This window comes from Nocardia sp. NBC_01329 (assembly GCF_035956715.1).
GTDB lineage: Bacteria > Actinomycetota > Actinomycetes > Mycobacteriales > Mycobacteriaceae > Nocardia.
This window is the reverse complement of the sequence record NZ_CP108381.1, coordinates 2031183-2051299: the sequence shown is the minus strand read 5'-3', so window position 1 is coordinate 2051299 and position 20117 is coordinate 2031183. Positions and strand designations below refer to the sequence as shown.

General features: G+C 64.5%; 21 protein-coding genes and 2 pseudogenes. 7 read left to right on the top strand and 16 right to left on the bottom strand.

Going from position 1 to position 20117, the window contains the following annotated elements; translation table 11 throughout:
* Nucleotides 1–60: 60 nt before the first annotated feature.
* The 5 genes from OG405_RS09610 to OG405_RS09590 are packed head-to-tail and all read right to left on the bottom strand — an operon-like array spanning nucleotide 61 to nucleotide 5981.
* Nucleotides 61–1074, bottom strand: coding sequence for a LacI family DNA-binding transcriptional regulator (locus tag OG405_RS09610; RefSeq protein ID WP_327151268.1), 1014 nt, complete (start codon nucleotides 1072–1074; stop codon nucleotides 61–63).
* 51 nt (nucleotides 1075–1125) lie between these two features.
* On the bottom strand, nucleotides 1126–2655 hold the full coding sequence (locus OG405_RS09605) for a purine-cytosine permease family protein (RefSeq protein WP_327151267.1): 1530 nt from the start codon (nucleotides 2653–2655) through the stop codon (nucleotides 1126–1128).
* A 22-nt stretch (nucleotides 2656–2677) separates the two neighbouring features.
* The gene (locus tag OG405_RS09600) at nucleotides 2678–3352 is read right to left on the bottom strand and encodes a gamma-glutamyl-gamma-aminobutyrate hydrolase family protein (RefSeq protein WP_327151266.1); all 675 of its coding nucleotides are present in this window, start codon (nucleotides 3350–3352) and stop codon (nucleotides 2678–2680) included.
* On the bottom strand, nucleotides 3349–4710 hold the full coding sequence (locus tag OG405_RS09595; RefSeq protein ID WP_327151265.1) for a glutamine synthetase family protein: 1362 nt from the start codon (nucleotides 4708–4710) through the stop codon (nucleotides 3349–3351). Before OG405_RS09595 ends, OG405_RS09600 begins: the two co-directional genes overlap by 4 nt.
* Nucleotides 4711–4742: 32 nt before the next feature.
* Nucleotides 4743–5981, bottom strand: a complete 1239-nt coding sequence (locus OG405_RS09590) for a DUF1116 domain-containing protein (RefSeq protein ID WP_327151264.1) — start codon at nucleotides 5979–5981, stop codon at nucleotides 4743–4745.
* Between the two features lie 271 nt (nucleotides 5982–6252).
* Between OG405_RS09590 and OG405_RS09585 the strand changes: the two genes are divergently transcribed.
* Together OG405_RS09585 and OG405_RS29150 are read left to right on the top strand one after the other, a co-directional pair.
* Nucleotides 6253–6699, top strand: a complete 447-nt coding sequence (locus OG405_RS09585; protein ID WP_327151263.1) for a hypothetical protein — start codon at nucleotides 6253–6255, stop codon at nucleotides 6697–6699.
* A 71-nt stretch (nucleotides 6700–6770) separates the two neighbouring features.
* Nucleotides 6771–7337, top strand: a complete 567-nt coding sequence (locus OG405_RS29150) for a CGNR zinc finger domain-containing protein (protein ID WP_442790741.1) — start codon at nucleotides 6771–6773, stop codon at nucleotides 7335–7337.
* Nucleotides 7338–7424: 87 nt separating this feature from the next.
* Here the strand turns inward: OG405_RS29150 and OG405_RS09580 are convergent.
* Both OG405_RS09580 and OG405_RS09575 read right to left on the bottom strand, forming a co-directional pair.
* Nucleotides 7425–7729: pseudogene (locus OG405_RS09580) on the bottom strand (MFS transporter); the annotation flags it as partial.
* Nucleotides 7730–7819: 90 nt separating this feature from the next.
* A complete protein-coding gene (locus tag OG405_RS09575; protein WP_327151262.1) occupies nucleotides 7820–8215 on the bottom strand; it encodes a VOC family protein in 396 nt (131 codons plus the stop codon).
* Nucleotides 8216–8441: 226 nt separating this feature from the next.
* Between OG405_RS09575 and OG405_RS09570 the strand changes: the two genes are divergently transcribed.
* Together OG405_RS09570 and OG405_RS09565 are read left to right on the top strand one after the other, a co-directional pair.
* Nucleotides 8442–8930, top strand: coding sequence for an arginase family protein (locus OG405_RS09570; RefSeq protein WP_327151261.1), 489 nt, complete (start codon nucleotides 8442–8444; stop codon nucleotides 8928–8930).
* A 71-nt stretch (nucleotides 8931–9001) separates the two neighbouring features.
* Nucleotides 9002–9337, top strand: a complete 336-nt coding sequence (locus OG405_RS09565; protein ID WP_327151260.1) for a GntR family transcriptional regulator — start codon at nucleotides 9002–9004, stop codon at nucleotides 9335–9337.
* A gap of 65 nt (nucleotides 9338–9402) precedes the next feature.
* On the opposite strand, the gene OG405_RS09560 is transcribed toward OG405_RS09565, so the two are convergent.
* The 7 genes from OG405_RS09560 to OG405_RS09530 form a co-directional block, all read right to left on the bottom strand.
* Nucleotides 9403–9648 (bottom strand): hypothetical protein, encoded by a 246-nt coding sequence (locus OG405_RS09560; protein ID WP_327151259.1) that lies wholly within the window; start codon nucleotides 9646–9648, stop codon nucleotides 9403–9405.
* Nucleotides 9649–9769: 121 nt separating this feature from the next.
* The gene (locus tag OG405_RS09555; protein WP_327151258.1) at nucleotides 9770–10684 is read right to left on the bottom strand and encodes an IS982 family transposase; all 915 of its coding nucleotides are present in this window, start codon (nucleotides 10682–10684) and stop codon (nucleotides 9770–9772) included.
* Nucleotides 10685–10779: 95 nt separating this feature from the next.
* Complete coding sequence (locus tag OG405_RS09550; protein WP_327151257.1) at nucleotides 10780–11199, bottom strand: barstar family protein; 420 nt, start codon at nucleotides 11197–11199, stop codon at nucleotides 10780–10782.
* Between the two features lie 79 nt (nucleotides 11200–11278).
* A complete protein-coding gene (locus OG405_RS09545; protein ID WP_327151256.1) occupies nucleotides 11279–12610 on the bottom strand; it encodes a hypothetical protein in 1332 nt (443 codons plus the stop codon).
* Entirely contained in the window at nucleotides 12607–12987 is a 381-nt protein-coding gene (locus OG405_RS09540; protein ID WP_327151255.1) for a hypothetical protein, read from the bottom strand. The genes OG405_RS09545 and OG405_RS09540 overlap by 4 nt, the downstream gene beginning before the upstream one ends.
* The gene (locus OG405_RS09535; RefSeq protein ID WP_327151254.1) at nucleotides 12987–13184 is read right to left on the bottom strand and encodes a hypothetical protein; all 198 of its coding nucleotides are present in this window, start codon (nucleotides 13182–13184) and stop codon (nucleotides 12987–12989) included. Before OG405_RS09535 ends, OG405_RS09540 begins: the two co-directional genes overlap by 1 nt.
* On the bottom strand, nucleotides 13181–14953 hold the full coding sequence (locus tag OG405_RS09530; RefSeq protein ID WP_327152288.1) for a hypothetical protein: 1773 nt from the start codon (nucleotides 14951–14953) through the stop codon (nucleotides 13181–13183). The genes OG405_RS09535 and OG405_RS09530 overlap by 4 nt, the downstream gene beginning before the upstream one ends.
* A gap of 643 nt (nucleotides 14954–15596) precedes the next feature.
* On the opposite strand from OG405_RS09530, the gene OG405_RS09525 reads away from it, so the two are divergent.
* The 3 genes and pseudogenes from OG405_RS09525 to OG405_RS09515 all read left to right on the top strand — a co-directional run bounded on the left by OG405_RS09525 (nucleotide 15597) and on the right by OG405_RS09515 (nucleotide 17454).
* Nucleotides 15597–16022 carry a DoxX family protein gene (locus tag OG405_RS09525; protein WP_327151253.1) on the top strand — a complete coding sequence of 142 codons (426 nt, stop codon included), beginning with the start codon at nucleotides 15597–15599 and terminating at the stop codon, nucleotides 16020–16022.
* 6 nt (nucleotides 16023–16028) lie between these two features.
* Nucleotides 16029–16121 (top strand): annotated as a pseudogene (locus OG405_RS09520) (HAD family hydrolase); the annotation flags it as partial.
* A gap of 157 nt (nucleotides 16122–16278) precedes the next feature.
* Nucleotides 16279–17454 (top strand): pyridoxal phosphate-dependent aminotransferase, encoded by a 1176-nt coding sequence (locus tag OG405_RS09515; protein WP_327151252.1) that lies wholly within the window; start codon nucleotides 16279–16281, stop codon nucleotides 17452–17454.
* 120 nt (nucleotides 17455–17574) lie between these two features.
* Here OG405_RS09515 and OG405_RS09510 read toward each other — a convergent pair whose 3' ends face one another.
* Together OG405_RS09510 and OG405_RS09505 are read right to left on the bottom strand one after the other, a co-directional pair.
* Nucleotides 17575–19326: a penicillin-binding transpeptidase domain-containing protein gene (locus tag OG405_RS09510; RefSeq protein ID WP_442790686.1), complete on the bottom strand. Its 1752-nt coding sequence runs from the start codon at nucleotides 19324–19326 to the stop codon at nucleotides 17575–17577.
* Nucleotides 19327–19611: 285 nt separating this feature from the next.
* On the bottom strand, nucleotides 19612–20115 hold the full coding sequence (locus tag OG405_RS09505) for a CinA family protein (protein ID WP_327151251.1): 504 nt from the start codon (nucleotides 20113–20115) through the stop codon (nucleotides 19612–19614).
* Nucleotides 20116–20117 lie beyond the last annotated feature (2 nt).

Here is a 20117-nt window from a genome sequence, read left to right as displayed (position 1 = left end):
TCTGCTAAAACGATTTTTCAATTATCGCGCATTAGGTGCTGGTAATTCAAGAGGGAATCTTTAAACGTACATGGTACGTTGAGTTGACCGGCGGATCTTCAGCTCCGTAGGGATTATTATTCGTGTTTCTTCCGGAGATTCACCTGCTAGCAACTTCACCAACAGGGAGACCGCGCTGCTCCCGATCCCCCGCGGATTGCACATCAGCCCCGAAAGCTCGGGCGTGGTCAGACCGAAGGTGCTGCTGTCGACGCAACTGCACAGGCCGAGGTCCTCGGGTATCCGCAGGCCACGCCGGCTACATTCGTGCAGTAGATCGAGGGCGATGTCCTCGGAGCCGGCGTAGATCGCATCCGGAGGTGTGTCGGCGTTCAGAAGATCGTTCAGCGCTTGGGCCGAGGATGTCTGTGAGCCGGTCTCCACCACCTGGGGCACGATGCCGTGATCCTCTGCCCAATGTTGATATCCGTCTACGACATCGCGAGTGTAGGATCGCGCCCTGTCGGTGATCATGGCGGCAGGGTTCCGGTAGCCCTGTGACCAGAAATGATCGAGGACCTCGATAGCTGCCGCGCGGTGATCATTGTCCACTACATACGCGTCCTCTCGCTCACCGGTGGTCCGGCCCGCGGTTACCACCGGGTGGTCTTTGGTCCAGCTTGGCTCCAGCATTCCCTCATCGCCGTGTGGATCGACGATGATGGCCCCATCGACAGCGAAGGCACTGATGGAATGTGGTCCGACACCAGGTGGGGTGAGAATCAGCGCGTAACCCTGCCGCTCCGCCTCTTCGGAAGCGCCGTTCAGAACCTCCAGAAAGTATTCTGAATTGGGTATGAGGATGCTTGATCGGCTGACCGCGTCGAACGGCGCGACTTGTATAGCAATCGTTCTACTTCTGTTGGTTACCAACTGTTGTGCATGCACGTTTGCCTTGTAGCCCAGCTCTGCCGTGACGGCCAGTACGCGCCGACGAGTGCGCTCGCCGATGCGGCCTTGATTGCTGAGTACGTGCGACACTGTGGTCAACGAAACGCCTGCGGCGGCGGCGACATCATGGATGGTAACAGCCATTTCACTCCCTTTCCGGCACTCACATGATGCCACCTCGGCCGGGGCGGTGGTTCAGTCCGAACGCTCTGCGGCGACCGAGGTGCGCGGACCGCGGACGTCGGCCGGTTCCGGGAATGTCCGCAGGGCGAGCGGGTAGAGGACGGCGGCGACGCCACCTGCTACGAGGAACCCGATGTCCATCCCGCCCAGGAGGTGTGATCCCGGGGCGGAGAACCATTGGTTGTTCGAGAAGAACAAGCCGGCTGCCACGGAAACCAGCCATACGGTGGTCGTCACGTAGTTCAGGCCGCCGGTGAACCAGTAGACGCCGCCTTTCTGCCGACGGTTGAAGACCTGGAGATCATCCGTGTTGTAGTAACCGCGGCGGCGGAAGTGGCCGATCGTCAGGATGATGATCCAGGGCGTAGACGTGCACGCCAGCAACGCGAGAAACACCACTACACCGTCGGCGAGTGCGGCATAGAAATGGCCGACATAGACAAGCGCGGTTGCGATGGAGCACGCTAGCAGCGTTGCTTGCACACGATTGAGCCGCGGGATGATAGCCGAAGTGTCCAAGCCTGTGCCGTACGTGTTGATCACAGCCTGGGCGGTACCCGAGGCCAAGCCGATGTAGATCAAAGCCGGCACGAACCAGATCGGTGTCGCGTTGGTCAAGGCTGTAACATACGAAGTGTCTGCACCGGGCGCCTCGGCAGAGAACAGTGCGACGGAACTGAAGACTCCCCACATGAATGGACCACCGAGGCCGAATAAGCCGCCGATAAATATTGCCCGCAGCAGCGATCTGTCACCGTGCTCCCTGGGGGAAATATGACGCGTCCAGTCGCCGGTGTACGGTCCGTACGATGCTACGGTCGAGGCGCATAACAAGGCCGACAGCAACCATGCTGCCGGGGCTGATCCCAGTTCATAGTTTCCCGTACCCGGATAGCCGAGGTCGAAATCTCCGCCATAGACGAAAAGCCCGACGATCAAGCAGGTGCCTGCGGTCGGAATCATGATCTTCTGGCATATGACCATGCTGAAGTGCCCAAAAACCGAGATGGTGGTGACAACGATAGCCAATACACCGTATGCCATCAACCGTATCGGTACGGTATTCTCGAGCCCGAGGAACCGGGTCAGCGCTCCCGCAAGCGCGTCTCCGCCCGTCCAGATGCTCAGTGCAGCAAAGGTTACAGATGCCGTTGCTTCGAGCACTGAGCCGATGAGCCTGCCACCGACCCCGAAGAACGCGCCGCTGGAGACGGGGTTGTTGGTGCCGGTCCTGGGGCCCAGCAGCCCGGTGGGCGCCAATAACGCAGCTCCGAAAGCAGAGCCGACGACGACTGCACTCGCCGCTTGCCACCAGCTCAACCCGAAGCTGATCGGAAACCAGCCGATGATGATCAGACCGAAGGTCAGTGATCCACCGAACAGGATGGTGCTGAGGTTACTCGGTGATGAGTGGCGCTCTTCCTGGGGAATGTATTCCGTGCCGTACTTCTCTACTTCACCGAATCGTGCCCGCCGCCCGGCGGGCACCGGTAATGGAACTACTACTTCTGGCTGCTGCCCCGATGCGGATTGACGCTTCATCGCGGGGTCCTTTCGTCATGAGCTATCGGGTGAGCCATCGGAACGGTTCCAGATGACGTTCGTCCAGATCCACGGATGCCTCCGGATGCCATTGCAACCCGAGAAGGCCGGGAGCCTCGACGGCCTCGATGACGCCGTCCTCGGCCCACGCAGTGGGTGATAGCGTGGTCCCCGGGTCTCGGATGGCCTGGTGGTGGTGGGAATTGACCAGCTCCAGTCCGGACAGGATGCGTTCCGCCTGCGTGCCCGGTTCGGCTTTGACGGGGTGCTGTCGTGTGGCATAACCGCGATCGTGGTTTTCATCGAAGTGGTTCATGAATCCTTCCGATGGTAAGTCCTGCACCAACGTTCCGCCCGTCGCCACTGCGAGCATTTGCGCGCCCCGGCAGATTCCCAGGATTCGGCGTTCGCTGCGGGTCATTATTTCGACAGCGATCATTTCCATGCTGTCCCGGAGCCGGTCTATGGAGTCGAGGGTGGTACGGGTTTTCTCTCCATAAAGGGACGGATGGATATCGCCACCACCGGAGAGCACCAGTGAGTCGACTCCACCCAGCGCGTTTTCGATGTGATAGACATCCGAGAGGCTGGTCGGAATGAGGACGGGTGTCCCTCCGGCTCGCTGCACTGCGTTCACATAGTTGGCCACGATCTCGGGACGTTCGGTCGGGCCGATAGTGATACCGATGACGCTCACAGGTTCAGCAGGTAGGTCGTGCGCTCGAAGTCCGTGACCTCGGCGTGGCTTGCTTCCCACTCGTCGCGCTTCATTTCGCTGTAGTCTCGAATGAATGCTTCGTGAAATACCTCGTGGGTCAGAGGGTCCCGTTCGAATGCCTCCACTGCGTCGAGAAGAGTGCGGGGAAGTACATCGATTTCACTGTTGGTGTACGACAGGCTGTCTTTCGCCTCGCCCGGATCGATTCCCTCACGGATTCCCTCCAGGCCAGCGGCGAGCATATAAGCGGCCGTCAGGTGAGTATTGGCCGCGGAGTCGACGGATCGGTTTTCGATAGCGGGCCGATTTGCCGGGAGGCGCAGCATGCACGACCGGTTATTGTGACCGTAACTGATCTTCGTGGGCGCCCATGAGTAATTTCCATCCGCCAGTTTGGGCACGAGACGTCGATATGAGTTGGTGGTCGGGTTGGAAAGGGCAGCCAGAGCTCTGGCGTGTTTCAGGATTCCTCCGGCGAAATGCAATGCTTCTTTGCGCCAGCCATCGTTACCAGTTCCGGTCTTGAAGACATTCTCGCCGGTGTCGTACTGTTCCAGGCTCATGTTGAAGTGCGCTCCGGATCCCCAGACGTCAGCGAATGGTTTGGGCATGAAGGTGGCCACCAGACCACTCTCCTTCGCAGCCTGCCTCACCAGAAGCCGAAAAAGCGTCATCCGGTCAGAGGATGCGAGGACCTCGGCGTGGTCGAAGTCGAACTCGTACTGCCCCTCCCCACCTTCGGCGTCGAAACTGAACAGCCCGAAATCGAGTTCCGTCATGTATTTGGTTACGCGGTGAAGGAAGGGCATTGCATCCAGTGATGCCTCGACATCGTAGGCGGGCGATGGCTTGATCTCTCCACTCAGAGCGATGGGGGCCAGCCTCGTGCTTCCGGATTCGAGCGACTCGGGCCGGAACACATAGAATTCGGGCTCGATTCCGAGCTGACAACGAAACCCCATGTCCGCGGCGTTCCCGATCTGCCGTTTGAGGATCGATCGTGGACACAAAGCGAAGGGTTCCCGCCCTCCGAGCGACATGTCAGCGAGCATGAAAGCAAACCGGCGATCCCACGGCAGGATCTTGAGGGTGGACAGGTCTGCAATTCCGACCACCTCATCTTCGATGGGATTCATCCGGCCGATTCCACCCATGCCGCGAGGGGTGTATCGCTCCGATCCCGCGACCAAGTTCGGCAGGTGACCGATGGGTACGACTTTCGACTTGGGGCGCCCGAGTACGTCGATCCATGAACCGACCGCATACTGAACCCCTTTCCGACTCAACTCTGCGGCGAGTTCACTGTGATCGGATGAGATCCCCTGGATTGTGTCCATTTTTTACTTTCCTATCTTCCCGCTGATTTCAGCTATTTACGGAGAACCGTGCTTGCTGCGATAAAAGGCTGCAGAGGGGCGCGGGCGAGGCCTGCGCCGATCTGTCCCCCATGTCGTCCCGCGATCCCGATATCCATGACCGGCGCGATGCTCGTGTCGGTCACCGCGTGCACATCGATACCCGTCGGACTTCCACGGAACCCCAGAAATGGCAGCTTGAACAGGGCACTTTCGCCATGAGTGATCCGATACATCTGCTGGTTGTTCTGGATCATCCCCTCGACGCCACCTTGATAGTCCTGGAGCGAGAACGCTGACACTTGTGCGAACGCCCCCAGTCCGCAGACCTCGGTAATTATGCTTTCCCCGCCCATGAACTCGGCGTCCTCGATCTGATGACCGAATTGAATCTTGTATTCCTGCAACCACGGAAGGGGTCCCGTGAACCAGTGATCACCTAGCCCGGAAACTTGAATACCGAATTGTCTGCACGAGAATCCCATGGCCGTCACTATGGATGATCCACTGTAACCGGCGAGGCGAGTCGACATAACCTTCGCAGCCGCCATAGCCGGACGCAAGAAAAAGTAGTCACCTGCCGTCAAATAAGCTAAGAGTTCGTTCACCGACGCGCCAGCGTAATGTAGCGAGGAAGCGATTTCCCGGAGAAAAAGCAGAGAAGCTGCTGCGTTCCTACTGTGCAGTTCATCTCCTTGCCTGAGTGCGCGCTGCATGATCGGCAGCAGTCGGATGCCGTTCGAGGCGCGGACAATCCGTCCAAGAGACGGCCCGATGACCTCGGCCAGGAAGCGCAGATTGGTGTCCACCTCATCCGACCAGACCCCGTAATTCAACCGAGCCGACGCTTCGCCTTCGAACAATGTGCAGAATGCACGCTTACCAGGGGTGGCACGGTCCTCGACCACCACCATCGGCATCGAGGCGCTGGTCACCCCGGCAAGGGACCCGACACAACCGTAATCTTGACAGCCGGCCACCTCGACCGATCCAGAGGCGAGAAGGTCTGCGGCGGCGGCAAGGTCGGCAGCGAGACCTTCATAGACAACCGCTCCTAGAATCGCGGTGCGTTGTCCACCGCAGTACTCGGACCATGGCATGGAAGGTCCTGAGGCCAGTACTAGATTGCGATGCATACCGGGTACTACCTCGATTGCCGGGGCCACATCGACTAGAACCGGGTCGGCACCGGCTAGGTTCGCGAGCGCCGCCCGATTGGCTTCGACTGACGGTACATCGATGAGTTGAGACATCGAGACTCTCCTTTGAGTGAACAAAGCGCCTCTCAGAAAGCCCTCAGAAAGCCCAGTGGGTGCGACGAGGTCACCTGTTTGGTCGGCCATATTCCGGGGATCCAAACTGATTGCTAAAACGCTTTTGCATAGGGTGCCCGTCACACTCCGCCTTGTCAATAGGCGATTGTTCGGTCCAGGGGGTCGAGAAGCAGATCCGCCCGATCCAGCGCTAAGCGCGGAACGGTGAGCGGTCTTGACCTACGGGTGATTGGCCAGACCACAGTCGTCGGTGACTGCGGGTCGGCATGTCGGCTCCAGAGCGACCCGCCGATTCGGATACGGGCGATCCCTCACCGCCGCCCTGCTCGTAGGAAACACCGCCCCGCTCGCCCTGACCTTCACCGCAGCGGCCCCGTCGGTCGCCACCCTCGCGGTGGCCGGTGTCACGCTCACCCTGAGCGGATTCGGCATCGGTCTCGCGGGAGCCCAGGCGGTCACCGTGCGCCAGCTCGCGACTCCCGCAGAGCTCCGTGGGAGGGTGAACGCCGCTTACCGGTTCCTCAGCTGGGGCATGATCGCCATCGGCGCCATCGCCGCGGGATTCGTCGCAACCACATGGGGACCAGCAATTGCCATCGTCGTCGGAGGATTCGGAACCACCCTCGCCACCGGGTGGATTCTCTCCTCTCCGGTACGAAGGCTCGGCGGACTCGATGACGCAGCAACGGCAACGTGACCTCTTCGTCCTCGCGTTCCTCCGTTGTAACGCGTTACACTCTAAGTACCTGTGACAGGAGGCAGATTTCGATGGGAGCGCGGAAGACCGCGGAGGTTCACCCTCTGCCCATCCCGCTCCTTGTGCATATAGTCAACGAGTGGGGCGACGCTCCCCGGATCGAAGCGCACGAAGGCACAAAACCCTACCCGACGGCCGAAAGCCTCCGTGCGGAAAGCCCCGAGTTCTGGGCGCATTTTCCGCCCTTCGACGAGCGCACCCTTGTCGAGACAGCCAACCTCATCCATCCGATCTTCGCCGCAACCACAGGTAGGCAGTGCGCCGAGCATCTCAACCAGCTCATACTCGAAGCCGAGATGTCGCCCGCGCTGTCCTCCGAAGCGTGGGCTGTGCACGAGGTATGGCACACCGCACGTCCTGACCGCGCGCTGCTGGCCGGTGCCGTGTTGTCTCTCGTGGACCATCTTCGCCACGAACCGGATGCCAGCCGGCTCGGCACCTGCGAGGGCGACGCGTGTGTGGACGTGTACGTTGACCAATCGCCAGCCGGACGCCGCCAGTATTGCTCGCTTACATGCCAGAACCGCAGCCGCACTCGCGCATACCGGGCGAATCGGCGCACCGTTGCACAAAGCTGAGTCGTCGAGGGGGCGCGTCCAGGTCAGCTTCATGATGGTCTGGCGCCAGCCGGCTAATGCGACGGCAACTCCGACCACGCTAAGCCCGGAGAAGATCGCGAAGACTACAAGGCCGATCAGAAAGACTCGACGACGGCCGAAGGAGTCCGCGGCTCTCCCGCCGAGCAGCATGAAGCCGCCGTATCCGACAACGTAACCGCTGATCACCCACTCCAACTGCGTAGTGGAGAGCCCGAGGTCAGCCCGGATAGCCAGCAGAGCGACATTGAACATGACATCGCGATATCCACACCTTCGAGAAAGGCCGCTCCGCAGAGAACCACGAGCAGTCCGAGCGCTTTCCCTCGAAGACGCTGATACCTCAGCGGAGCGGGCTCGTTCTCGGCCGTCATGGATCTGCCTTCTGTGCAGACGACCGGCTCATCAGATGAGAGACTGTTCTCTCGTGCTGAGGACGGGGCCGATCGAATGTGCGGTTGCCGTCACGAGCCATTCGCCTGGTCTTCTGCTCGAAAGCGGGGCACATCGAACAGTGCTTCCACGATCGACATGTCGTTTCCGTCGGGATCACTGAAGTCCGCGAATCGAATCACCCCCGAATACTCCCCCCGGGAGGTCGGTGTGAACCCCCTCTGAGCAAGTAGGACGACGGCATCGTTGACGTTCTCTACTTCTAATCGCGTGATTCCCGACCCGGCCGTGGAGGCGCGCTCCACGAGCTGCAGCGTCGCTCCCGCGTTGAGCGTCCACTCAGCCACATCCTCGAGAGGACGGATGTCGGGAACCCGGTCGAAGAAACCTTGGTACCACGCGATCGACGTACCAATGTCGCTCACCGGAATCCCGCTCAGCACAGTGACGAACCGCAAATCGGACACAGCAGCTTCCCTCCTCGGGACTGAGAAATGATCGCCCTCAATAACCTCCGGTCGTAACGCAATAATAGCTTGTAGCGCGTGACGGCCCAGAACTATATCCCCGACCCGGAAACGACCAAGCCTGTTGACGGCACAAGGGGCGCCGTCGAGGCGAGCATGGAGCTCCATCTCGGACTCTGCTCGTCGTGCAATCGAGACCGGCCTGGGCCCGAGCGAGGTCAGATCATTGCTGCTGGACGTCGCAGACACACGTGCTGACCGCACTCGAGCTGCCGACGTGCTCCAGCAGTGGAGAGCCGACCGGTTCGTTCGTCCATCCCTGGTCGACCCGCGAGCGGTGCCTGAGCTGGAAGCGAGGATCTGGCGCCAAGTTCGCGTCCCAGCAATCCGTATCCCCGCGCCGGAGGTGACCGCCGATCCTGAACGAACGGCGGCTGATGCGATCGAGAGTCTCGGCGGGCGGCGGTTCATCGTCCACATCGACGTGGACGTTCTCGAATTCCTCCGCCTCCCGGCAGCGGACGTTCCGCTGTATGGGCGTGGCCTCAGCCTTGACTCACTTGCGCTCGCCCTGCGCGTGTTCGCGTCCGACCCGCGCGGCGCGGCGCTGGTGGTTGTGGAGTACAACCCTGACCACGACACCACGGCAGAGGCCCCTGCCGTCTTGACGGACGTTCTCCTGGAAACACTGAGCGACCCTCAGTCACGACCGTGAATCTTTCGCCTCGCCCACACCACACGGTGCTCGAACGTCAAAGAGGAAGATTCTCTGGCGATGCGGCGCCGATGCGCTCCTCCATCGTCGAACACATGGGCGATGCGCTTCTGGCCGAAAGATGGGCAGAGGGGGACAGGTTGCCATCGATCGCGGTGCTCTCATGCGAGCACTCCGTTAGCAAGACGACCATGAGTCACGCTCTACGGCTCATGCGCGAGGACGGTCTTCTCTTGAGTCTTCGCGGGATCGGCTACTGCGTGGCGCCCGGGGCCGCCGCTCGAGTTCGCAACACTCGCCGCCGATTGCTCGTTCCCAAGTACGTCACGCCACTCCTGAACGAGAAGCGCTGGATCGGCATCTCGGACGGCGAACTGGAACTGATGCTGGGAGTGCGAACATACTGAGCCAGAGCCGAGTTTTATGCAGCTGATTCGATGGCAGGATGCGCGTTTCTGTTGGTCTCAGACAACTATGGGCTCAAAACCGATGGCGCGGCTTGCGGTCGGTTCGGCCCGGTCCGCATCCTCTGGAGCCTTTCGGGCCCGCGCTGTTCGAGTTGCCTGATGGCGACCTGTCCAAGCCCCCAGGCCAGCATCCACCCCGTCAGCAAGCCGACGGGCACCGCGACCCAGACGAGTCCGATCTGGCCGGAGGCCAGCGCCCAGGCGAGCACGCCGGCGGGCGGCGCGATCGTCAGAGTCGATGCGATGGTCATGATCCAGTAAAGACCGAACGTCTCGGCGCCAGAGCCCGTCTCGGCGGGGTTGGCGGTTCTCTTGTGCGCGTCGGTTTCCGCGACGAGGAGACTGATTCCGACTAGATGAGTAATTCCAGGGTCAGTGATCGTAGGCGGTCAGGGATCGGTGGATGGGTGTGCCGGTTTTGTCGTTGTGCCAGATCGCGGCGGTGAGGGCGAGGAGTCGTTGCAGGATCCGGACGGTGACCCCGGCTGGGGTCCGGCCGCCGTGTCGTTCGAGGTCGAGCTGTCCTTTCAAGGTTTGGTTGATCGATTCGACAGTTTGTCGCAGCGGCTTGAACAGCCGGGCGCCGGATCTGGTGGCCTCGCCTTTGCGGGTCGGCCGCAACAGTGGTAGGCCCGCCTCCGCGAGGCGGGCCTCGAACCCGGCGCCGAAGTAGTTCTTGTCCGCGATCAGAGTCTGTCCTGGCCGGTCGGCGACGAGGCGCGGGTCGGCGGTGAAGATGGCGATTAGGGTGTCGCGCTCGTCGGCCTTCGCGCCGGTCAACGCGAACCCGACTGGTAGTCCACCCAGGGTGGCGACCAGGTGCAGGCGTAGGCCCCAGAAATAGCGGGAATGTGATGCGCAGTAACCGTATTCGGCCCATCCAGCCAGATCCGAACGGCGAACCGTCTCCTTCGACCTGCCGCACTCGACCGGGGTGGAATCGATGACCCACACGTCGTCGGTCCACAACGTCGTGTCTATCGACAACGCCCTGAGTACATGGGTGATGAGGGAGGCCGCCGCGCGGAGCCGCTTGTTATAGCCGGGCTGTTTGGGTAGGTAGCGGAACAGATGGGTGAGATGGGTGCGGGCATGCCGTAACCAGCGGGCCTCGGAGGTGAACCCGAGCAGGGCCTGCATCACCGACAACGTCACCAGTTCCGCGTCGCTGAGCCGGGGTGTGAAACCGATTTCCGGACGCCACGGCGCCAGGTCGGGAGCAGCCTTCAACAAGTCATCGATCTTGACATAGAGTGCAGTCGCGAGGGTGTTGATTTCGTTCGTCACAAAACGATCTTGAACACCCTCGCTCCCACTATGGCCTTGCCGCCCAAGCTATGTCGGCCTGACGCATCCAGTGACCTCGTGATCGAGGCCCGAACTCAGGTCAGTTCGAGTTCGATTCCGTTTTCCGATCCGCCCCCTCCGACAGCATGGCTTTGGATGATCTCTACTACGCGGTCAAAGAGTGTCTGCCCTTCCTGACGGCGAGCAGCCTCGATTTCGGCCCTGCAATGTTCGCGGTTCGTCGGGTGGCAGCGTGCCAGAATATGTTCCAGGTACTTGATCGTCTCGGCCCACCCCAACGCTTCACGTGACCTGCCCGAATGCAGCCAGCGAAGAACGAAGCCGTCCTCCGGAGTTCCGAATCCGCCCCAGAGGATGTCGTTGAACGCATCGAGGTTCTTGTTCCACGTCCAGTCGTCGAGCAGCGCCGAGAACTCCCGAGCGAACCCGTCGTAATCATCGAAGCGCGAGCCATCGATGATGAGAACTGGCTTTCCGCCGTCGAAGGGGGACACCCGACCAGTATTCCAAGGATCACGGAGAACCTGCTGGGGACCCAGATCACGCACCACCCCTCCCCTTGGAATCAATCATCTAGGCGTCGAAGAGTAGATAGAGTCCAGTGAAGGTGAACCCGACCATGAGGAGCATGAGCGACAGCTGGCCGGTGAGCCGATGCGCGGGGGGAAGCAGCCGCAGGCACCGATCGTGTGCGGCGGCGACAGCCAGGATATGGCCGGTGACCACCGCGAGCACCTTGATCGTGCCGAGCAGTGCCGGGTGCGCGGAGAGAACATAGGCGACGTCGCGATCGGCCAGGCCCAGCAGATTCCGGCCGGCCCCGAAGGGATCCGCGAACAGGATCACCGTCGCCTGCCCCTTCTCGACCAGAAAGGTCAGATAGTGGGCGATCACGTATCCGGCGACGATGGGAGTCAAGGTATAGGACAGCCGCGCGGGCATCTTCCTGCGTTCGGCAGGTGCGAGACCACCCGTGGCGGCCGCCGCGAACCGGAAACTCACCGCCACGAAGCCGATGAACACCAGCAGCCCGAGGGTCGACACCAGCGTCGGCGAAAGTCCTGCGGCGTCCGCGTCCGATACCAGGCCCCGCCACCACGGGAACAACGAGAAACTGTCGAACGCCGTGGAACCCAGCAGCGCAGCCGCTACCGCCACCGAACCGGCCCCGACGGCGGTTCCGGCGAGATTCGCCAGTGGCGACCGCAGTACGAACGCGCCCTCGGCGCCCCGGCCGAGCGGGCTCAACCTGCCGAGCAGACTGCTGTACACCTCCAGGGGATCCGCCAGTTCGGCCCAGGTGGTACCGAAGACGACCAGCCCGGCCACCGTGACGACCAGATACCCGATGAGCCAGAAGGTCACCGCTGTTACCGAACCGGGGTCCGGCGCGGCCAGTTCCAGCCAGACGAAGGTGAACAGGCCGAATGCCGCCGGCCATCTCCCCCACGATTCGGGATACCGCAGCAGGCCGACCCCAGGAGGACGCCGCGCGGCCGCGCAGAGCGCACGGTGTACCGCCCGTGCCGGGGACAGCACTTTCCACACCGGCCCGGCGACCAGTGACGCGACCGGCACCCCGACCCACAGGAAGACATAGACGACACCCGGCACCGGATTGCGGGCCGGATCGGGGACGCCGGCCACTCCGATCGCCAGTAACGTGCCGAATGCCACCGTGCTCACGGCCGCGATCACCGCACGTGATACGGGTGCGTCGGCGATCGACCGGAGTCCTGCGGGCAGCGCCACACCGGGTGCGTCCGGATCCAGTCGTGGTTGCCGCCAGGCGAGGGCGATCACCGCGAACGAGAAGGTCAGCGCCCAGGCTGCGCCGATCAGGGCGTAGGTCGACGGAATCGGTAGGTCCGCCGCGCCGCCGAGGCCGTGTGCGAGCGGTATCATTCGCGAACCAGCAGGGTGGCGACGGTATGCCCGGCATGGTGCAGTTCGATCTCGACGCGGCCCGGTACCTCGACGGTGAACCTGAATCGCTCGCCGGTTCCGGGGGTGACGGCGAAGGTGTGGTCGGGTTCGGCGTGTACATGCAGTTCGTCGTCGGTGTCGCTGTCGACGACGATCTCGATCGGTTGGCCCACCCGCGCCTCGAACCGGGCGTCGGCGGGTGTCACCGCACCATCGGCGATACGCACGGGAACGATCACGGATTCGGCGGTCCACGACGCACTGGCGCCGGATCGTTCCGGTTCACTGCTCGCGCAACCGGCCACCAGTACCGCCAGGGCGAGCACGGAAATGCACAAGCGGGAGACGGACGGCATCAGTCCTCCTTGTCGGATGCGGAATCGGGGCCGGTATCCGGATCGTGCGGTGGGTCCTGCTCGTCCCCGCCCTTCCGGTCGCGCACGGCGATGACCACGACCACACCGGCGATGAGGAACGCCGGGAGAAAAGCGGGAACCGCCAGCAAGATCGAATGGTCGGCGAGCAGGTCCGCGCCGTCGTATCGATCGGTCATGGCACGGGCGCCTGTTCCTCCTGCCCGGTGCGGGATTCGTCCAGGTAACGATCGTTGATCCGCGCGGCGCCCCACGACAGCGCGGCGATCAGGACGAGACTGCACGCCAGCACGAACAGCGAGGCTGCGGCGAACAACCATGCCGGATGATCGAAGGACCGCTCCCGCTGCAGCACCGTGATCTCGGCGACGAAGGGCCGGGTGAACGAGTCGAGGGCGGGGACCTCGGCGGCGCCGATACCGGGATCGGCGGCCATGAAAATCGGTAACGCGGTCAGCGTCCGCCCGTCCTGGATCCGCAGCAGAGTTTTCCAGCTTCCGTGCACCGGAACAGGTTTCGTCGAGACGTAGTGCCCTTCGCCCGCGCGCCGGAGTCGGTCGACCACGAGTCCCCGTCCCGGGCTCTCGCTGCCGACTCCGCCCTGCCAGGCCAGGATCTGGATCCACTCGGGATCGGTGCCGACCAGATCCGCCGGGGTGAGCCGGATATCCGCGTACACCATCCGTCCGCCCTGTTCGGGAGCGTCGCGCAGTTCTACTGCGGCTCGCGCGCCCGCCGGGACATCGATCATCAGGCCGTTCGCGGTTGCCGCGGCCACCACCGCTACCGAGACGGCAACCAGTGTCCGGCGTATCGCGGGCCGCGGCAGCGGCTCTCCGCGCAGGACGACGGCCAGCATCGCTCCGACGACACCGCCGGCGATACCGGTCGGAATGGACATGGCCAGCAGTTCCGGCCACATCGACGACGGCCACGGATCCACGAACATCACGGCGATCCACAGCGATTCGAGCCAGAGTCCGATCGTGGCCGCCGCCAGACCGCATATCGCGCCCCACAAGATCCGGCGCCGGACCAGCGGCAACAGGGCCAGCAGCTCCACCACGACGGCCACGCCGAGATACAGCGGGAACACATTGCGCGGCGCGTCGATGATCGGACCGCCGACCAGCACAGCGACGACGGCGCGTACCGCCGCCGCGAACCCGACCACGACCAGGGTGCTGCCCGCACCGAGGGTCAACCGTGCGGCGACGAGGGCGATCGTGGCCGCGGTGACGATCAACATCGGCTGCAGCACCAGCCGGAACTGCTCGACTCCGAAGTCGTATTCGACCTGGAACACCGACAGCCCGATGAGCAGTCCGCCGAACGCGCAGGCGCGCAGCAGCCACATTCGCCGAGTCTCCGGGCGTTCCGGGCTCGGCCGGTTGCGCAGCCCCTCGAATTCGAGCAGAAGCACACCGATCAGCGAGAACCCGGCCCCGCCGATCAGCATCAGATGGGTCGGCCCCCAGAGCGTGACGTCCTGGCCGAAGATCCGGTGCCAGACATCGTCGAGCGGAAAGCCGATCAGGGCGTAGAGCCCGGCACCGGCCACCAGGATCCCCCCGACCGGCGCGTACCAGGTACGGGTGATCCGCACCGCCGCACGACCGGGTTTCTCGTCCAACGGCAGCACTATCGCGGCCATACCGGCGGTGAACAGGAAAAACAGGCCGGCGAGGATGAAGTAGTGGGCCGGATTGGCCAGTGGACCCTCGTCGCGGCCGTTGCCGATGTGCAGGCTGACGTCCCAGATGAATCCGAGTAGAGCGGTCAGGATCGTGGCGAGGAACATCGCCAGCGGCAGCGCCACCCAGCCGGGCCGGTTGAACACCCGGCCGAGCCGGTCGGCGATCCGTTGCAGCCAGGTGATCCGGCGGGTCCGGTGCAGGTAACCGACCCACAGCAGTATCAGCGCGATCACCCCGGCAGACCCGGTCATGATCGCGACCTGATCCAGCGCGGCGCCGCCACCTTCGCCGGCCGGCGCCGCCGACCGGCCGAGCACCTTGTACGCCCCGTCCCGCACAGAACCTCCACACCCCGACCGAATTATATGTGACGGAAAGTAGCATGAATATCTGCCGGGCACGGAAGGATCCCGGACGTGTCACGATCTCACCGCGACACGCCGATTCCGAATGTGACCGACCACAGCGGGCGCGCAGCCGAACCGGGTGTGCGCCGGATCGGCCGACGGAAACCCGCTGGTCGAGAACGGCCCGGTGCTCAAAGCGTACGCCGCGAGGGCCGGTGATGTCCGCGTCCGAGCCCACCGACCATCGTCAGGCCCGCCCGGCCGAACCCGGTCAGGCAGCGCGCCGAGCTGTGCGACACCGATCAGCAGGACGACGCCGTTGCGGGTCAGGAAGAACCCGGCGCAGATCGGGGCAGCGAACAAGGCGCGCAACGGATGCACGAGTGTTCGCGATGTCATCACGAACCCGGAGACGATCCGCCCTCCGGCAGGTACGGCGCCTCCCCGGAACGGCCCGTTCGCAGCATCTTTCGCGATCTTCGCGTTCGGGCCGGGACACGGTCGTCGGCGACACCGCCCGCCCGGGCCCCACAGGTAGGCTCCGGGGATGGCCAGTCGCGGATCGCAGAGTGTGCCCACCACACCGGCTCGCCGGACCGCCCGCTATCTGTTGTCGGCGGCGCTGGTCTTCGCCGGTCTCAGCCACCTTTTCTGGGCCCGGGAGGAGTTCCAGGCCCAAGTGCCCGATTGGGTACCGATGGACAAGGACGGTGTGGTGATGGCCTCCGGCGGGGTCGAGATCATGCTCGGCGCGGGCCTGGCCGTGTTCACCCGCGACCGCGTCCGAATGGGCCGGATCGCCGCGCTGTTCTTCGCCGCGGTGTTCCCCGGCAATATCGCCCAGTGGCAGGGGCACCGCACAGCCTTCCGGCTCGATACCGACCGGAAACGCTTCGTACGGCTGCTGTTCCAGCCGGTGCTGATCCTGTGGGCCCTGTGGTCCACCGGGATTCCGCGCGGCGCGAAGGGATAGCCCGTCGTGCCGGAACGTGATCCCGCCGGCGCGGTGCTGTTCGATATCGACGGCACCCTGGTCGATTCGAACTATCTGCACACCTACGCTTGGGCCCGGTACTCCGGGAGATCAGCCCGATCGCCGAACTGATCGCGACGTAGAGAGACGCGACGTAGAGAGAACGGAGTTCCGGCGGGTCCGAGCGTCCGGCACCACCGCACGCAGCCGCAACGGGAACCGCGGGGCGAGTGCGTGGGCCGTCTAGGCTCGACTCATGTCTTCCCGATCCCCCACCGTCGACCGGCTGCGTCCCTTCGCCGCCACGATCTTCGCCGAGATGACCGAACTCGCGGTCCGGCACGAGGCCGTCAACCTGGGGCAGGGCTTTCCGGACAGCGACGGACCCGCGGGCATGCTGGAGGTGGCCCGCGCCGCGATCGCCGACGGCCTCAACCAGTACCCGCCGGGCCGCGGTATGCCGGTGCTGCGCGCCGCGATCGCCGCGGACCGCGCCCGCCGCTACGGCACCGGCTACGACCCGGATACCGAGGTGCTGGTGACGGTCGGGGCTACCGAGGCGGTCAGCGCGGCGGTGCTCGGGTTGGTGGAACCGGGCGCGGAAGTGGTACTGATCGAGCCCTACTACGATTCCTATCCCGCGGCTGTCGCGCTGGCCGGGGCGCGACGGCGCACCGCGCGGTTGGTCGCCGACGGCGATCGCTTCGTTCTCGACCACGACAGTCTGCGCGCCGCGATCACTCCGGCCACCCGCATGCTGATCCTGAATTCACCGCACAACCCCACCGGGACAGTTCTCGATCGCGCCGATCTGGCGGCGATTGCCGAGATCGCGTGCGAACACGATCTGCTGGTGCTGACCGACGAGGTGTACGAACATCTCGTCTACGACGGCGCCGAACACCTGAGTATGGCCACGTTCCCCGGGATGGCCGAACGGACCCTGGTGGTGTCCAGTGCCGCGAAGACGTTCAGTGTCACCGGCTGGAAGATCGGCTGGATCTGCGGCGCGGCTCCCCTGATCGACGCCGTGCTCGCCGCGAAACAGTTCCTCACCTTCGTCGGTGGCGGACCGTTCCAACCCGCGGTGGCGCATGCGCTGACCCATGAACTCGATTGGGTGGCCGGGCTCCGCAACACCCTGTCCGAACAACGGTTGCGCTTGTCCGCCGCGCTCACCGATACCGGCTTCCGCGTACATCCGAGTGCGGGGAGCTATTTCGTATGCGCCGATATCCGGCCGCTGGGCGAGCAGGACGGGATGCGGTTCTGCCGGGAACTGCCCGGGCGCCTCGGTGTCGCGGCGGTCCCGGTGAGCGTTTTCACCGATGACCCGGACTCCTGGCGGCAACTCGTCCGGTTCACCTTCTGTAAACGGCGCCAGACGCTGGACGAGGGCGTGCGCCGGCTGCGCTCGGCGAACACCGGATAGCGGGCCGCCGATACCGGCCGACGGTTCGCGGAATACCGATCGCTGCCCACCGGGCACGTTCGGGTCAGCGCTTTCGAGTCAGGGCTTTCGAGTCAGGGCTTTCGAGTCAGGGCTTTCGAGTCAGCGCGGCGCCCGCAACATTCGTCCGGCCGCGTCGACGGCGGGCCCGGAACTGCCCGCGTCGGCGACGAACACCGCGAACGCGAGATCATCCTGGATCCCGATGAACCAGCCGTGCGCATTACTGTTGTCGCCGTATTCGGCGGTACCGGTCTTACCCAGCAGACCCGGAACGTCGGCGAGCTGAGTGGCGGTTCCCGCCGTGATGGTTTCCCGCATCATGGTCTTCAGGTCCGCGGTGACCGCGGCGGGTAACGGCGGCGGCGTCCGATCGGGCTTGCCCGGGGAACCGGCCACCATCACGGGAGCCGGCGTGGATCCGTGCGCGACGGACGCGGCGACCAGCGCCATCCCGAACGGCGAGGCCGTCACCCGTCCCTGACCGATACTGGCCTCCACCCGCTCCGCCGGGGTCTGCGCCACCGGAACGCTCCCCGTCACGGTGGTCAGGCCGGGGGTCAGGTAGTCCACACCCAGACCGAGCCGTTCCGCGGTGTTCTTCAATGCTTCCGGCGGCAACTCCACGGCGAGCCCGGCCATGGTGGTGTTGCAGGAGCGGGCGAAGGCGGTGTGCAGCGGCACCTGCCCCAGATCGAAACTGTCGTCGTTGGGAATGCGCCGGCCCTCGATATCGGCGACGCCCGGGCAGGGCAGCACCGTGCCCGGCGTGGCGCGCCCCGCGTCCAGCACGGCCGCGGTGGTGACCGTCTTGAATGTCGAACCCGGTGGATACAGACCGGTCAGCGCGATCGGCCCGGCGGAATCCGCCGCGGCGTTCTGCCCGACCGCGAGGATCTCACCGGTGGACGGCCGTATGGCGACGATCGCCGCGGGCGTGCCGATCGGATCCAGAGCGGTTTCCGCGGCGCGCTGCAAGCCGACATCGACAGTGGACCGGATATCGGCGGTGAGCTGCGGATCCTCGCCTGCTACCCGTAGCGTGCCGTCGCCTGTCTGCGCGCGCACCGCCCAGCCCGCGGCCTCGTCGGCCTGCTGCTGCCACAGCTCACTCAATCCGGACAGGGTGGGCGCGGACATCGCTTTGTCGGTGGTCAGCAGTCGTGTCTGCGGGGCCAGGGTCACCCCGCGTGTCGCGGTCAGCGCGGCACGGATCGGCGCGACGTCGGCCTCGCGCAAACTGATCGCCGTCACCGGATTGCCCGGTGTGGCGGCCAGTTCGGCATCCAACGAGGCAGCGGTGATCCCGGGCGCGAACGGGGCGAGCAGACTCGCCGCGGCGACGGTGTCGGCGCCCGGCGCCAATTGCACCAGCGTCACGACCTGCTCGGTCATGAGTTCTCCGCCCGCCGTATCGAGCACCCGGGCGGGTTTCGGATAGACCGGTGCGTAACTCAGTGGCCCGGTGTCGAGGCCCGGCGCGACAGTGGCCGGATCCCAGTGCACCCTCCAGCCGCCGTCGGTCTCCCCGGCGGTGCCGGTGGTGGTGTACTTCCACTCCTTGTTTCCCTCGGCGCCGAACTTCCAGGTCACCTCGAGGGTGAAGGTATCGTCGCGCACACCGGCGACCTCGAAGGTCGCTTCTTTGCCCAATCCGTCGTAGAGCGTGCCGAGGGTGTCGCCGGCGCGCCCCGGATCGTCGGTGAGCGCGGCGGCGGCGGCGACATCATCGCTGTTCAGGGCTTCGGCGAAGTGGTCGGCGACGGTATCCGGCTCGGGCGGCCCGGAGGAGCAACCGGCCAGCGTCAGACCGAGGGCGGTCAGGAGGACGACGGGTTTCCGATCGGTGCGCACCGGTTCGACTGTATCGACCGCGACCGCGGCAGGGGTGGAAGACCGCGGTTCTCGTGTTGCACCGCCACCGCTCACATCCCGGCAGTTCGGTTGCCCGCCAGTCCGGTGCCGAGATGATCTCGAGGCGAGCACGCCGGCCGAGACCGGGCAGGGTCTGGTGTTCGTGACGAGCCGCTGAACTGCTCTTGCCACGTGCGCTTCCGCAGCGCCACCCGGCATTGCGATCTCGATCGTCGTCACGATAGTGCCCCTACCCAGCTTCTTCGGGCCGAGTGGGGACAGCGCTCATGCGGGCGGGCCCGGCCGACCCTCCAATTCCCGCGCCGTATCGAGCAACAGTCGCACCGCGTGCTCGACCGCCTGGTCCAGGATTTCGGCCGGGTCACCCTCGAACATCCGGAATTCCGTGGTGACTCCGCCGCCGGCGGCGACCGCGAACCACACCGACCCCGGCTCCCGCCCGTCCTGCGGATCCGGACCACCCGCACCGGTCACCCCGACAGCCAAGGTGGCCTCGAACAGAGTGCGGACCCCCTCGGCCATCGCGCCCGCCGACGCCTCCGAGACCACCGGGCCTTCGGGAACACCGAGCACATGATGTTTCACCGCGCGGCTGTAGGCCACCACCGCACCACGGAACCACTCACCCGAGTTGTTCGCCGCGCCCAACGCCGCCGCGAGCTGCCCGGACGTCAGCGACTCCGCGACCGCTACCCGGATTCCGGTGCGGTCCGCGACAGCGGCGAGCTCCTCGGCGTGATCACGAGCTCGCCCGAGCACAGGCGGCATGA